Raw genomic sequence first — 14919 nt, 5'->3', positions numbered from 1 at the left:
ATAGTAATCTTTTGTTCTTTTCCAGTTCCCATATCTTTAGCAGAAACATTAACGATACCATTCTTGTCAATGTCAAAAGTAACTTGAATTTGTGGTACACCACGAGGAGCTGCAGGAATATCAGTTAATTCAAACCGTCCTAAAGTCTTATCATCGGCAGCCATTGGGCGCTCGCCTTGCAAAACATGAACGTCAACAGCCGGTTGATTATCTGCAGCAGTTGAAAAAATTTGGCTCTTTGAAGTTGGAATAGTTGTATTCTTTTCAATAAGTTTGGTAAATACACCACCCATTGTTTCAATACCAAGTGATAATGGAGTTACATCAAGTAAAACAACATCCTTAACGTCACCTGAAATAACGCCACCTTGAATAGCAGCACCTAAAGCAACAGCTTCGTCTGGGTTAATTGAGTGATCAGGCTCTTTACCAGCCCACTTCTTAACTGCATCCTGTACGGCAGGAATTCGGGTAGAACCACCATTTAAAATCACCTTGTCAATGTCATTAACTGTTAAATCAGCATCTTTTAAGGCGTTATCAAATGGAATCTTAGTCTTTTCAACTAAATCAGCAGTCAGTTCGTCGAATTTTGCCCGTGTTAAATCTGCCTCAAGGTGCAATGGACCCGATTCACCCGCGGAAATAAATGGCAGTGAAATATGGGTTGCTGACACACCAGACAAATCTTTCTTCGCCTTTTCGGCAGCATCTTTTAACCTTTGCAAAGCCATCTTATCTTTTGAAAGGTCAACACCATTTTCATCTTTAAAGTTCTTAATCAACCAGTCAATAATCTTATTATCAAAATCATCACCACCAAGGTGGGTATCACCATTAGTTGACAATACTTGAAAGACGCCATCACCTAATTGCAGTACGGAAACATCGAAAGTACCACCACCAAGGTCGTAAACTAAGACTTTTTCATCTTCTGCATCCTTGTCCAAACCATATGCAAGTGAAGATGCAGTAGGTTCATTAATAATCCTCTTAACATCTAAACCAGCTATTTTACCAGCATCTTTAGTAGCTTGACGCTGAGCATCATTAAAGTATGCAGGTACGGTAATAACAGCATCAGTTACTTTCTCGCCTAAATAATCTTCAGAGAATTTCTTGATATACTGCAAGATCATTGCTGAAATTTCCTGTGGTGTATAAGCTTTATCACCAATTTTAACCTTGTAATCAGTTTCGCCCATGTGACGTTTAATAGAAGAAATAGTATTGGGATTGGTAATTGCTTGTCTTTTGGCAACTTCACCAACTTGGACTTCTCCATCTTTAAAAGCAACTACTGAAGGAGTAGTACGATTTCCTTCTGGGTTGGTAATAATTTTTGGTTCTTTACCCTCCAAAACGGCAACTGCTGAGTTAGTAGTTCCGAGGTCAATTCCGATAACTTTTGACATTGATATGCTTCCTTTCAATTATTGTGCTACAACAACTATAGCTGGTCTTAAAGTACGATCTTTATATAAGTATCCCTTTTGCAAAACTCGTACAATATGATCTTTTTGATCATCATTTTCAGCCGCAACGGTTTGAACAGCTTGGTGTAAATTAGGATCAAATTTGACACCTTCAGCTGTAATTTCACTGATACCGTGATCTTTCATCGCTTTAACAAGTGAATCAAGGGTCATCTGGACACCTTTTTTAAGCTGTTTTGATGCTTCATCATCGACTTTAGTAGCTAAAGCTCTTTCTAAATTATCCATCGCGGGTAAAACATCTTTAGCTAAAGATTGAGATTCATATTTGATAAGCTGCGCTCTTTCTTTATTATAGCGATTTTGCATATTTTGCATCTCAGCTTGACTGCGCAAATACTTATCTTCCAGATCGTCTTTTTCTTTTTGCAATTGAGTCAAATTGTGCTGCAATTTACTTTCCAAAGACTCAGGTTTGTTATCTTTGTTAGCCTTAGAATTTTCTACTTCTGCCTGTGACTTTTTATGTTCAGCTTTTTTTGGCTCTTTTTTTGAGTTATTACTATTATTATTTTCTTCTTTACTCACGGCTAACCTCCTTTATTTGAATCTACCATAATAATCAAGTAATTTTTTAGATAGCTCGTTTCTGAAATACTCGAGTAATCCAATCACCTGAGAATACGGCATATTATCAGGGCCAAGTAAAGCAATTATACCCTTTCCATGAGAACCAACGCTATACTCTGCCGTAAGCAGACTGTAATCCTTTAACAAATCATTTGATAATTCGGATCCTAAACTAACTCGCACGGGATACCTGTCGCTTTTCAAATTTTGCCTATTGTCCAAAATACTGGAAATCAAATCATTATGCTCAATCATTTCATAGAGCGATCTTAAATTTGAAACATCGTCCAAAGAAATGCTATTAAGCAGGTTAATCTGACCGTCAACATAGGTTTGCTCACTGGCAGCATCGTTAATAACATCCTCGACCAAACTAATCAGTTCAGAGACATGAGCAACTTTAAGTTTATTGCCCAAAGTCTTTTTAAGATAGTCAGGAGTAACTTGATCTAAAGTTTTGCCAACCAGCTGATCGTTAATCATGCGCACAGCCTGTTCAATTTCATCACCATTAACATTATAAGGTAAAGTATAAACCTGGTCATGAACGTCACCGTCGCTAGTTCCTAGGACAGCCATAATCTGTCTGTTAAACAACGGCACGATACGAAAACCAGTAATAGTTAATTCACTATTTTCAGGTCCTTCCGCAAATGCTGTGTAATTGGTTAGATCCGATAAAATTTTTACAGCTGCCTGTACGATGTCGTTAACCTGATGAAACGGTTGATCAAGCTGACTAATGATTCGCTTGTATACAGAAGATGAAATTTGTAAAGGTTCAACCAAGTTGTCAAGATAGTAGCGGTAGCCTTCAGTTGAAGGTACGCGGCCACTGGATAAATGAGTTTTCTCAATCAAACCCTTATCTTCTAAAACAGCCATTTCGTTACGAATAGTAGCACTTGAAACCTTAATAGGCAGTTGGTTCATAACAGTCTTGGACCCAACAGGATCATGTGTCTGCGTAAAATCATTGATAATTGTTTTTAAAATTAATTCTTGACGTTCGGTCAACATAAATATCGCCCTCACTTTTAGCACTCAATCTGATTAGGTGCTAACAATTTATATGATACTAGCTTTTAGCAGAATGTCAAGTTGAGTGCTAACTTTTTTCTTAAAAAACGTCAATCATTTTTATCAGTATCATTAATTAATTCATCGCAGCAAAATAATTATTAATTTCAGCCTCGTCTTGACTCATTTGTTTTGTTAACTCTTTTAAACTGGCAAATTTAATTTCACTTCGGGTATACTTATACCATTTAATTACCATTTCCTCATCATAAGCTTCCTGATCAAAACCAAATAGGTTTGACTCAATATAAAGCTTTTTCCCTTGGTTGATAGTCACATTATAGCCTACACTTGTCATTGAGTCATACCACTTACCACAAATCCTGGTTTTAGTCGCATACACCCCAATTTTAGGAACAACCTTGTCTTCAGTCCAAACCAAATTGGCTGTAGGAAAACCGAGTTTATGGCCATTGCGTAAACCGTGACCAACATAGCCTGACATAACATAGGGAAAACCTAACAGCTTAGCAGCTAATTCCATATTTCCACTAGTTATTGCCTTCTTGATTTCCGTAGAACCAATTTTTTGACCATCATAAGATTGCTTAGGGACATTAACAATATCGAATCTTCCCTGAGCAAACTTAGGGAAATTTTTCATATTGGCAGTGTCTTTGGGACCATAGGTGTAATCAAAACCAGCTACGACAGTATCTGCGTGTAATTTAACTATTATATTATCAACAAATTCCTGCGCTGTTAGTTTACTAAATGCCTCATTAAAATGCATCACCAGCAAATAATCAACTTTAAGTTTTTGCATCTTGTAGGCTTTTTCTGCAAGTGTATCTATGTAAGTAACTTTTTTATTTTGATAGACTTCTTTTGGATGACGATCAAACGTCATTACCACTATTGGCAGATGTTTTTGCGTTGCTTTTTCTTTTGCAATTTTGATTAATTCTTGATGTCCACGATGAACCCCATCGAAGAAACCTAAAGCAAGAATAATATTTTGGGGAATTATGTTTTCCTTAAAGGGGTATGTTAAATGGATAATTTCCATAATAAGACCTTCATTCACCTATTCATTTTGTAAAAGCATTAAATACGGGCGATAAATGGTACCATCTTTTTGATAGATTGCCTTAACTTTATTATTGTAACGTAATGCCACATTATTTGCATTTGTTTTCAAAGAAATAGCTGCACCATTTTTAACTTTAGACCATAATTTTTCATCAAGATCCTGTTGTGCATAATTGGTAAAAAAGGAATCAATTGGTTGAATAATTTGATCAACTAATTTAGGATCTTCTGTTATTTCAGACAATTTAACAGACTGACTAATATCAAAGCCTGAACTAGATGTGCGACGCAAGCATTTCATCACTGCTAGTACTTTTAACTTAGAACCTAAATCATTTATTAAAGAACGAACATAGGTACCTTTGCTACATTCAATTTCAAAATCAAAAGTTTCTTGACCCTTTTCTTTATCAAAGGTAGGTTCATTTACAAGATTATAAGCCAAAATTTCGACCTGTCTTTTAGGTCGTTCTACTTCAATGCCAGCTCGTGCATATTCATACAAATGCTTGCCCTTAACCTTCACGGCAGAATAGATTGGCGGCACCTGTTCAATTTGTCCCACAAATTCCTGCATTGCATCTTTTATCTCAGTTGAAGTGATTTCCGTCCTAATTTTTTTGTTAGCTGTTATTTTGCCGCTAGTATCGTAACTATCGGTGGCGAAACCAAGTATTCCCTGACCGATATATCTTTTGTTTTGAGTATGCATTAACTCAATTAACTTAGTAGCCTGACCTATTGCAACTGGTAAAACACCCGTAACATCTGGATCTAGAGTACCCGCATGACCTATTTTCTTAATATGCAAGATTTTGCGTAAGTGATAGACAACATCAGCACTTGTCATGCCTTTTTCTTTATCTATTACCAAAATACCATTTAACATTTTTCCATACCCTAACCATAAAAAAAGCGCCTAACAGCGCTTTTCTTAATTATTTCGATTTGCATCCTGCTTTTTTACTTCAGCGATTAACTGATCAATTTTACTACCGTATTTAACTGAATTATCTCGTTTAAAGATCAATTCAGGAACTTTGTAAACTGTTAAGACTTGGCCTAATAAATGTCGCATCATACCTTTTGCTTTATTTAAACCAGCTGCAGCTTCTTCTTCCTTTTTTGTATCTTCTGAAAGAATACTGTAGTAAACAGTAGCATATGAGAAATCATTAGTACACTCAACAGCTGTGATTGTAACGTCATTAACACGTGGATCACGAATATTTTTGCGCAAAATTTTCGTTAATTCACGGAGGATTTCTCCTTCAACACGACCAATTCTGTGTTTCATACTTTCCTCCCAGTTAATTACTCTGGTTTGACTTCTTGCTTTTCAACGGCTTCCATTTCATCACCAATTTTGATATCATTGTAGCCCTCAATTGTTAAACCACAGTCAAACCCTTGTTTAACCATTTTAGCATCATCTTTAAATCTTTTAAGTGATGCCACTTTTCCAGTATATATTACAACACCATCACGAATCAAATTGATTTCAGAATCTTTTGAAACATAACCAGAATCGACAAAGGCACCAGCAATTGTTCCCACCTTGGAAACCTTCCAAGTCTCGCGTACAGTTAAATTACCTACAACCTTATCTTCATATGTTGGTTCAAGCATACCCTTCATCGCAGCTTTAACATCGTCAATAGCCTTGTAAATAATGCTGTACAAACGAATATCCACACCATCTGTTTCAGCTTGTGATTTTGCAGTAGCTGTTGGACGAACATTAAAGCCAATTATAAAGGCATTCGAAGCGCCAGCCAAAGTAACATCTGATTCATTTACAGCACCAACTCCGGCATGAATAATGTTTACACGCACACCTTCAACTTCTATCTTTTCAAGTGACTGCTGTAAAGCCTCTACAGAACCTTGAACATCCGCTTTTAAGACAACATCAACTTCCTTCATGTTTTCTTTTTTCATTGTGTCAAACAGGTTATCAAGAGTAACATGTTGAACATTTTCACGAGATTGTTGCAAAGCTTGTTGCGCTCTTTGCTCACCAACACTTCTAGCCGTCTTTTCATCATCGAATACTACTATTTTATCAGCAGATTCTGGAACATCATTTAGTCCAGTAATTTCTACCGGCATTGATGGTGTGGCCTTTTCGACTTGACGACCACGGTCATTAGTCATGACGCGAACTCTACCGAAGCGGTTCCCAACTACAATTGGATCACCAACCTTTAGTGTTCCTTGTTGAACTAAAAGGTCGGCAACAGGACCGCGTCCACGAGAAAGTCTGGCTTCAATAACAGTACCAATTGCTTTTTGCGTTGGGTCTGCTTTCAATTCCATCACATCTGCCTGCAGGAGAATCATTTGCAAGAGTTCATCAACATTTTCACCGGTTTTTGCAGAAATGTTAACAAATATTGTGTCCCCACCGTAATTTTCCGGGATTAAATTGTACTTCATTAACTGTTCAGTAACATGCTCAGGATTTGCTCCCGGAACATCCATCTTGTTAATGGCAACGATAATTGGAACTTTGGCACTCTTAGCGTGATCAATAGCTTCAACAGTTTGTGGCATTACACCATCATCTGCAGCAACAACCAAGACAACAATATCGGTAATTTCTGCACCACGTTCACGCATATTTGAAAATGCGGCATGTCCTGGTGTATCCAAGAAAGTAATTGGCTGATTATCAACCCTTACCTGGTAAGCACCAATTTTTTGCGTAATTCCTCCAGCTTCATGAGCCGAAACATGAGTGTGACGTAAGCGGTCAAGCAAAGTAGTTTTACCATGGTCAACATGTCCCATAATGGTAACTACTGGTGGACGCTTAATTAAATGCTTAGAGTTCAAAGAGGCTTTCATTCTCTTGTCATAAAGATTATCAATGTCAGATATATCCTCATGAACCTTTTCTTGAGCATTAATATTATATTCAGCCGCCACTAATTCTATTTCATCTTTATCAAGGGATTGATTTTGATTAGTCATGACACCCAGCATAAATAATTTTTTAACTATTTCCGCTGGCTCGCGGTGCAGAATTTTTCCTAAGTCTTGAGCATTCATACCCACTTCGTAAACCAGAGTATCTGGCAATGGCCGCTCTTTTCTTTGCGTTGGCTGCTTTTTAGGTACTTGTTCAAACTGCTTCTTCTTATTTTTACGTTTACGCTTTTCTTGATGCTTCGAATAATTATTTGCACCATAGGTTTGATTTTTACCTTTTCTGCCTGGCTTGCCAGAGTTACGACCATGACCGTTGCCACGACGTTTTTCTTCTTTTTCGGGTTCAGGAGCAGCAGTATCTAAAATTTTAGGCTGGCGAACAGGCGTAGACTTTTGATTATTCTTAAACCTGGCTGGTGAAGGTTTAAGAATTTTAGGTCCAGTCACTTTAGGAGCTGTAGTTTCAGTTTTAACTACTTTATTTTCTGTCTTAGAAACAGACTTATTAGTTTCATCAGACGCTGGTTTAATTTTAGTCTGATTTTCTTTATAAGACTTTTGTGCTCTTTCCGTTTGCCGATTTAATTTTTTCTCTTCCACTCGCTGTTTTTGCTTTAATTGCTTTAATAAATCTTGAGCTACTGGTTTAGAAGTTTTTTGACTCAAATTGGAATGTTGTCTAGTGCGATCTTGACCTTGTCTTGATCTATTATTTGATTTGTGAAAGTTATTATTTTTTCTATTACTTTTACTATTCTTAGTTTCATCATGCTTTTTTTCATTCTTTCGAATTGAAGTAACAGAAATTTTGATTTTACTACTCTTTTTCGCTGGTCTTTCTTGCTTTTTGGCGGGAGCGGAGCTGCTGCGGAAACTACCCTTTATTTGCTCTACTTGTGTATCTTCAAGTGATGACATATGATTTTTTACATCAAACCCCAGGTCCTTTGCTTTATTGACCACAGTTTTATTATCGATGCCTAATTCTTTCGCCAATTCATAAATTCTTGTTTTAGTCATCAAATCACACTCCTTCTTTGATTTTTTGTAACATTGCTTTGCCAAAACCAGCATCAGTAATTCCCAAAACTTTACGCTTTTTACCAATAGCTTGGGAAATTTCACTGCTATTGAATTCTGTAATCACAGGTACGTTATTTTGCTTTCCAATTTTGCTAATCTTTGCGGTGGTATCTGCCTGTGTGTCATGAGCTAAAATAATTAGCTTAACTTTTTTAGCCTTTACGCCCATTGACACAATTTCAAATCCTGAAACCAGTTTACCTGCCTTTTGGCTTAGTCCTATTAAATTTAATGCTTTTTGTCTAATTTGCAAACCTATTTATCACCAAACAATTCTTTTCTTGCCTTTTGATGGTCAACATATGAATAAAGCTCTTGGTAAAACTCTTCAGGTACTTTTGTTCCTAAGCTGCGCTCAATCAGTCCCTTTTTCTGAGCGTTTTTAATCTGACTTGGATCAAGTGAGACATATGCTCCTCTACCAGGTTTCTTTCCAGTAGGATCAACTGCGATATTTTTTTCTTTGTCAACCACAATTCTGACCAATTCTTTTTTGGGCTGCATAGTATTAGTTAACAAGTCTTTTCGCATTGGAATCTTTCTTTTTTTCAAAAAGTTTCACTCCTTGCATTATTCTCCAGTAGTATCTACCGTTTCACCGTTAGTAACTTCATCTGGAAGTCCATCTTCTGTTTTGGTCTCTTCAGATGCAGGTTCTTCTTTTTCAGCAGAATTATCTGTTACATCACTTGCAGAATTTGCATCACCTGCTACGAAAGTGTCAGATTCAGCCTCTTTATTTTCCTTTTCAGCTTGATCACTGCTTTCATCAACAAATTCTACTTCTGATTCTGGTCTGATATCTATTTTATAACCTGTTAACCGTGCAGCCAAACGAACATTTTGTCCCTTTTTCCCAATTGCCAGTGATAATTGGTAATCAGGAACTATTACTAAAGCACTTTTTTCATCATCTTCATCTCCAAATTGCACGGCAATAACCTCTGCAGGATTTAAAGCATTAGCTATATAATCTGACGGATCTTCTTCGTATTTAACTACATCTATATTTTCTCCGTCAAGTTCGTTGACTACATTTTGCACTCTGGCACCTCTTTGACCAACGCAAGTACCAACCGGATCAATGTTAGGATCATTCGATTTCACAGCAATTTTGGTTCTGTCTCCTGCTTCACGCGCAATTGAAACAACTTCTACCGTTCCGTCGTAAATTTCAGGTACTTCCTGTTCAAATAACCTTTTTACCATATCAGGTGCAGTGCGTGAAACCGTAATTTGGGCTCCCTTTGAATCTGAGCCAACATGAGTCACTAAAACCCGAATCTGATCTTGTGGATTATAAGTTTCACCTTGCATTTGATCATTGCGAGGCATTACTGCTTCAACATTACCAATTTTAACATAAACAAAGCGATTATCACGTCTTTCAACTGTGCCGGTTATCAATTCATCTTCATATTGCGAATATTCATCAATAATATGGTTTCTTTCAGCTTCGCGTAAATGTTGCATAATAACCTGTTTAGCAGTTTGAGCAGCAATACGACCAAAGTTCTTGGGTGCAACCTCAAACCGAATTTTATCACCAAGTTCATAAGCCCGGTTAATTGTCAAAGCATCTTTTAAACTGATTTCCAGGCGTTCATCATGAACTTCCTCAACGACAGTTTTTTCAGTCATTAATTTGAAGTCCCCTCTACGCTCGTCAAATTCAACTATGACGTTAGTTGCTTGGTTATAATTCTTCTTATATGCCGCAACCAGTGCCGCTTCTATTGCTTCAACAATTACATCTTGTTTTATACCTTTAGTTTTTTCCAAAGTAGCAAACGCTTCAAGCATTTCTTTAGACATAATTTTTTAATCAACCTTTCTAAAACTCAATTGCAAAACGAATATTTGCAATTAATTTACGGGGAAGTGATAAAACCTTTTTTCTTGTTTTTACTTTTATTTCAAGCTTGATTTCGTTATCATCATAAGATTTTAGAGTTCCCTCATATTCCTTTTCGCCTTCAACTTTTTGATAAAGGCTAACATGTACATAGTCATTTAAAGCCTTTTGCCAGTCAGAAGCATTTTTTAATGGTCTCTCGATACCAGGCGAAGAAACTTCTAAAATATATGGATCTGGAAATGGATCAGGTTGCAACTGATCAAGTTTCGTAGATAATAGTTCACTTAACCCCGCAATTTCATCCATATCAATACCATTTTCACGATCAACGTATATTCTTAAATAGTTCTGACCCTTTTCTCTAACATATTCCATATCGACAAACTCATCGTTTCGTTCAGCAATAATTGGTTTGATCTCTTCGATAACAGAATCTTTAACTTTCGCCAAGTACTTTCCTCCGTAATAAAAAGAGTGAGCAAATTTGCCCACTCCGAATCATTTATTCGAACTTCTTTAAAAAGTATAGCACATTTATATTAATACTGCAAAATTTTAAAAGAGTGAAAGTTGATTTTGTTCTGGCATACCAGCTAGGACTTCGTTATCTTCCAAATAATCCATGATTGTCTGAGATACTTTGCCCCGATTAGCCAAATCTTCTTTTGACAAGAACTTTTGCTCAGTTCTAGCAGCTACTATTTGCTTAGCGGCATTATTGCCTAGTCCCGGGACGGCATTAAACGGTGCTAAAATAGTATGCTTATCTATTATTTTAAAATTGGTCGCTTCTGACTCATTGATATCGACCATTTTAATTTTAATTCCACGTTCTAAACATTCATTAGCAATTTCAAGAACTGTTAATAAACTCTTATCCTTTGCCGATGCATCGTTTCCCTGATTCTGAATATCGGCCATTGCCTTTTTGACCGTATTCTTACCATGGCTCATAGCTACCAAATCAAATAAGTCGGCACGGACTGAAAAATAAGCAGTATAGTAAATCTCAGGATAATAAACTTTGAACCAGGCAATTCTAAGAGCCATAAGGATATAGGCTGTAGCATGGGCTTTAGGAAACATATATTTAATTTTGAGACAAGACGGAATATACCAGTCAGGTATCTTATCATTTTTCTTTAAAACAGCCATATCTTCATCACTAATTCCACGGCCATGACGCACAGATTCCATTGTTGAAAAGGCTACTTCAGGTTTAACACCCCAGTGGATTAAGTCCATCATGATATTGTCACGACAACCAATAACATCTTTTAACTTGCAAGTACCATTATTAACCAGTTCCTCGGCATTTCCTAGCCAGACATCAGTACCATGTGATAAACCTGAAATTTGCAACAATTCAGAAAAAGTAGTTGGCTTGGTCTCTTCAAGCATCCCTCTAACAAATTTAGTACCAAATTCCGGTACCCCTAAGGTACCTGTTTCTGATTGAATTTGTTCAGGAGTCACACCTAATATTTTAGGGCTTGAAAATAATGACATCACTCCAGGATCATCAGGTGGGATTGTTAGGGGATCAATGCCTGAAAGATCCTGCAACATCCTAATCATCGTTGGATCATCATGTCCTAAAATATCAAATTTTAAGATATTATCATGAATTGAATGAAAGTCAAAATGAGTCGTTAACCAGGCAGCATTAACATCATCAGCTGGATATTGTACCGGAGTAAAGTCATAAATATCCATATCATCTGGAACCACAACTATTCCTGCCGGGTGCTGACCAGTAGTTCGCTTAACACCGCTGACTCCAGCCGCAAGACGATCTAGTTCTGCTCCGCGCAAATTTAATTCTTTTTCTTCATCATAGTGTTTAGCATAGCCATAGGCTGTTTTATCTGCCACTGTGGCAATTGTACCGGCGCGGTAGGAATTATCAGGTCCAAACATTACACGAATAAAGTTATGAGCCACTGGTTGATAGTCACCAGAGAAATTCAAATCGATATCTGGAACTTTGTCACCATGGAAACCTAAAAATGTAGCAAATGGAATATCCTGCCCGTCTTTAACTAGATCTGCGCCACATTTGGGACACTTTTTATCAGGCAGGTCATAACCTGAACCATATTCACCATTTTCAAAGAATTGCGAGTATTTACATTTCGGGCAACGATAGTGTGGTGCCAGAGGATTGACTTCAGTGATTCCAGACATTGTAGCAACAAGACTGGAACCAACAGAACCCCGTGAGCCAACCAAATAACCGTCTTTATTAGATTTAGCCACCAATCTTTGTGAAATCAAGTAAATAACTGCATAACCATTTGAAATGATCGAGTTAAGTTCCATGTCAAGTCTGTCTTGAACTATCTTAGGTAAGGGGTCTCCATATAGCTCATGAGCCTTGTCATATGTCAACCGTTTCATTTCTTCTTCTGCATTATCAATGTGAGGGGGATAAAGTCCATCTTTAATAGGTGAAATTTCGTCAATTGATTCAGCTATTTTATTAGGATTGGTAATGACTATTTCCTTTGCAACATCTTCACCTAAAAAGTTAAACGCATTCAGCATTTCCTGAGTAGTGTAAAAGTGCATATCAGGCTGCTTTTTGTTTCTATCAGGATTGCTGCGTTGTGCCGAAATTAAAATTGTACGGTAGATAGCATCGTGTTCTTCAATGTAATGCGCGTCTCCAGTAGCTACTACCGGTTTATTTAATTCTTTACCCAATTTATAAATGTTAGTCAGAATTTCTTCAAGTTCTGCTTCGTCGGCAATCAAATGATCTTCAATCATAATGGAATAATTTGCAGGAGGTTGAATTTCAAGATAATCATAAAAGCGGGCTTTTTTACGAGCCTCATCGTAGCCCTTCTGCATCATTGCGACAAAAACATCGCCGTCAGAACAACCTGAACCGAATAGCAGGCCTTCATGATTTTTTACCAAATCAGACTTTGGTGTTCTTGGTATCCGATAAAAATCTTTCGTACTTGCGATTGAAACCAACCTATACATGTTTTTAAGACCAGTCTGATTTTTAGCTAAGATAGTCATATGTTGCGGTCGTGCTCTCTTAAACACTTGACCTTGAGCAGCATATTCGTTCATCTTACCCAAATCATCTTCATGATACTTTTTGGTAAAAGCTTCCAAAAGCTTGAACATTAAATAGCCTGTAGCCTCAGCATCCTGATTGGCTCTATGATGATGCTCTAAGACTACATTATATTTTTTAGCCAATGAATCAAGCGTATGTCTTGATTGCTCTGGGTGGAGCAAGCGCGATACTTCAAGTGTATCCACTACCGGTTGAGTTATTTCACTGAGGTCTGCCCGTCTCAGTGCAGCATTGACAAATCCAACGTCAAATTGCACATTATGGCCGCAAAGTGGTCGATCGCCATAAAAATCTTGAAATTGCTTAATTACTATAGCTTCGTCATCAGCAGCCCCAACCATTTCATCGGTAATTGAAGTTAAGTTGATTGTCTGTTCGCTTAGCGGATGGTGGGGATTGATAAATTTGTCAAATCTTTCAAGAACTTCACCATTTTTCATCTTAACAGCGCCAATTTCAATGATTGTATCATAAACAGAAGAAAGACCAGTTGTTTCAACGTCAAAAATGACAAATTCACGATCTTTATAAGTCATTGATGCAGGATTAAGAACAAGTAGAGCATGATCATCAATCATATTAGCTTCAAGACCATAAATAATTTTGACGCCATTCTTTTTACCAGCATTATATGCTTCTGGAAAGGCTTGAACATCGGCATGATCGGTAATAGCGATTGCTTTTTGGCCAAACTTTTTGGCTGTTTTGACAAAGTCTGTTGCCGTATTAGTTGCATCAAGCTGACTCATATTTGTGTGCAGATGTAATTCTACTCTTTTTTCATCACCTTGATACTTTTCCGTTCGCCCAACATGCTCAATAATTTCCAAAGCAGAAATGTTAAAAACTGTATCATGACTCCATTGGTCCTGAGAAGCTGATCCCTGCATTTTTGCCCATGTTCCAGGCTTTATGTCTTTCATACCTTGAATTTGATCTTTATCAGAAACAAATTTTTTAAATGAGATGGAATCAGTATAGTCTGTTATTTCACCAGTAAATATAATTGAACCTGTTTTTAGCTCCCTACTAGAAATATTAAAAATATTCCCTTCAATTACAACATTTCTACTACCATCGATAACATCTTTTATTTGTGTTATAGGCAGATTCTCATCAAGCTTACGGTTGCCATAACGACTTTTTTTAGTAGGATAACTTGAAGCTTTGACTTTTTCTTGTGTTGGAGCAGCATCATATTCTTCCTGCATATTTTGCTCATGCTGTTCCTGCAATTCTTGAAGACTGGCTAAATTATTGAGAGAATTTTCATCATCGATTTCAGTCACAAACTTCAAATTAAAGAAACCATAATTTCTCATTTCTTCAGCTAGCTCATCAAGCATCTTTTGTTCAAGCAACCCATCAACAACCAAATTATCTACGGGAATAATCCAGCGTCCATCTTCCTTTTTAGGTTTATGGCTGGAAATAAATTCTCGAGCTACCGGCTGTAAAGCCTGAGAATTCTGGACAGCATAGTGCCAATAATCGGTTAAGTAGTCATCCGCTCCATCCTGGGAACGAATATATAAACGAGTATTTACAAAAGAAGAAAAATTAGCGGTTATTGCCTTATTTAGTGCATCAAAAGTTTCAAATTTTAACGGTGTAGTAAAAAGAACGTGGATATCCCACCTGTGTTCTCTAGCGTAAACATCCACGTTCTCAATTTCGCCTTTTTGCAACAACTTATTATCTGCAAATTCTTGCGGAAACTTTATTTGCTGCAATAACCTTAAAAATAATTTATTTTTATCAGTCACGAA

General features: G+C 37.0%; 12 protein-coding genes. All 12 read right to left on the bottom strand.

All coding sequences use genetic code 11. The features are described 5' to 3' along the window. Positions 1 to 1415: molecular chaperone DnaK (dnaK, locus tag Q0K80_RS05585; protein WP_294604209.1), on the bottom strand; the 1415-nt coding region annotated here is incomplete at its 3' end. A gap of 18 nt (positions 1416 to 1433) precedes the next feature. Continuing rightward, positions 1434 to 2024, bottom strand: coding sequence for a nucleotide exchange factor GrpE (gene grpE / locus Q0K80_RS05580; protein WP_294604207.1), 591 nt, complete (start codon positions 2022 to 2024; stop codon positions 1434 to 1436). A gap of 12 nt (positions 2025 to 2036) precedes the next feature. Beyond that, positions 2037 to 3086 (bottom strand): heat-inducible transcriptional repressor HrcA, encoded by a 1050-nt coding sequence (gene hrcA, locus Q0K80_RS05575; protein WP_294604204.1) that lies wholly within the window; start codon positions 3084 to 3086, stop codon positions 2037 to 2039. 136 nt (positions 3087 to 3222) lie between these two features. Further along, positions 3223 to 4155 (bottom strand): riboflavin biosynthesis protein RibF, encoded by a 933-nt coding sequence (gene ribF, locus Q0K80_RS05570; protein ID WP_294604202.1) that lies wholly within the window; start codon positions 4153 to 4155, stop codon positions 3223 to 3225. Positions 4156 to 4173: 18 nt separating this feature from the next. Next, a complete protein-coding gene (gene truB / locus Q0K80_RS05565) occupies positions 4174 to 5067 on the bottom strand; it encodes a tRNA pseudouridine(55) synthase TruB (RefSeq protein ID WP_294604200.1) in 894 nt (297 codons plus the stop codon). A 45-nt stretch (positions 5068 to 5112) separates the two neighbouring features. Then, a complete protein-coding gene (locus Q0K80_RS05560; RefSeq protein ID WP_294604198.1) occupies positions 5113 to 5475 on the bottom strand; it encodes a ribosome-binding factor A in 363 nt (120 codons plus the stop codon). 17 nt (positions 5476 to 5492) lie between these two features. Continuing rightward, the gene (gene infB / locus Q0K80_RS05555; protein WP_294604196.1) at positions 5493 to 8132 is read right to left on the bottom strand and encodes a translation initiation factor IF-2; all 2640 of its coding nucleotides are present in this window, start codon (positions 8130 to 8132) and stop codon (positions 5493 to 5495) included. Between the two features lie 4 nt (positions 8133 to 8136). Then, complete coding sequence (locus tag Q0K80_RS05550) at positions 8137 to 8448, bottom strand: ribosomal L7Ae/L30e/S12e/Gadd45 family protein (protein WP_294604194.1); 312 nt, start codon at positions 8446 to 8448, stop codon at positions 8137 to 8139. Between the two features lie 2 nt (positions 8449 to 8450). Further along, positions 8451 to 8747: a YlxR family protein gene (locus tag Q0K80_RS05545; protein WP_110446180.1), complete on the bottom strand. Its 297-nt coding sequence runs from the start codon at positions 8745 to 8747 to the stop codon at positions 8451 to 8453. Between the two features lie 18 nt (positions 8748 to 8765). Then, positions 8766 to 10010 (bottom strand): transcription termination factor NusA, encoded by a 1245-nt coding sequence (nusA, locus tag Q0K80_RS05540; protein ID WP_294604192.1) that lies wholly within the window; start codon positions 10008 to 10010, stop codon positions 8766 to 8768. Positions 10011 to 10029: 19 nt separating this feature from the next. Continuing rightward, positions 10030 to 10503, bottom strand: coding sequence for a ribosome maturation factor RimP (rimP, locus tag Q0K80_RS05535; RefSeq protein ID WP_294604190.1), 474 nt, complete (start codon positions 10501 to 10503; stop codon positions 10030 to 10032). Between the two features lie 105 nt (positions 10504 to 10608). After that, positions 10609 to 14916: a PolC-type DNA polymerase III gene (locus tag Q0K80_RS05530; protein WP_294604188.1), complete on the bottom strand. Its 4308-nt coding sequence runs from the start codon at positions 14914 to 14916 to the stop codon at positions 10609 to 10611. Between the last annotated feature and the right edge of the window lie 3 nt (positions 14917 to 14919).

It is taken from the genome of uncultured Lactobacillus sp. (assembly GCF_945290125.1).
GTDB lineage: Bacteria > Bacillota > Bacilli > Lactobacillales > Lactobacillaceae > Lactobacillus > Lactobacillus rizhaonensis.
Note: the sequence above shows the minus strand (reverse complement) of the source record. Positions and strands in the feature narration are given on the sequence as shown.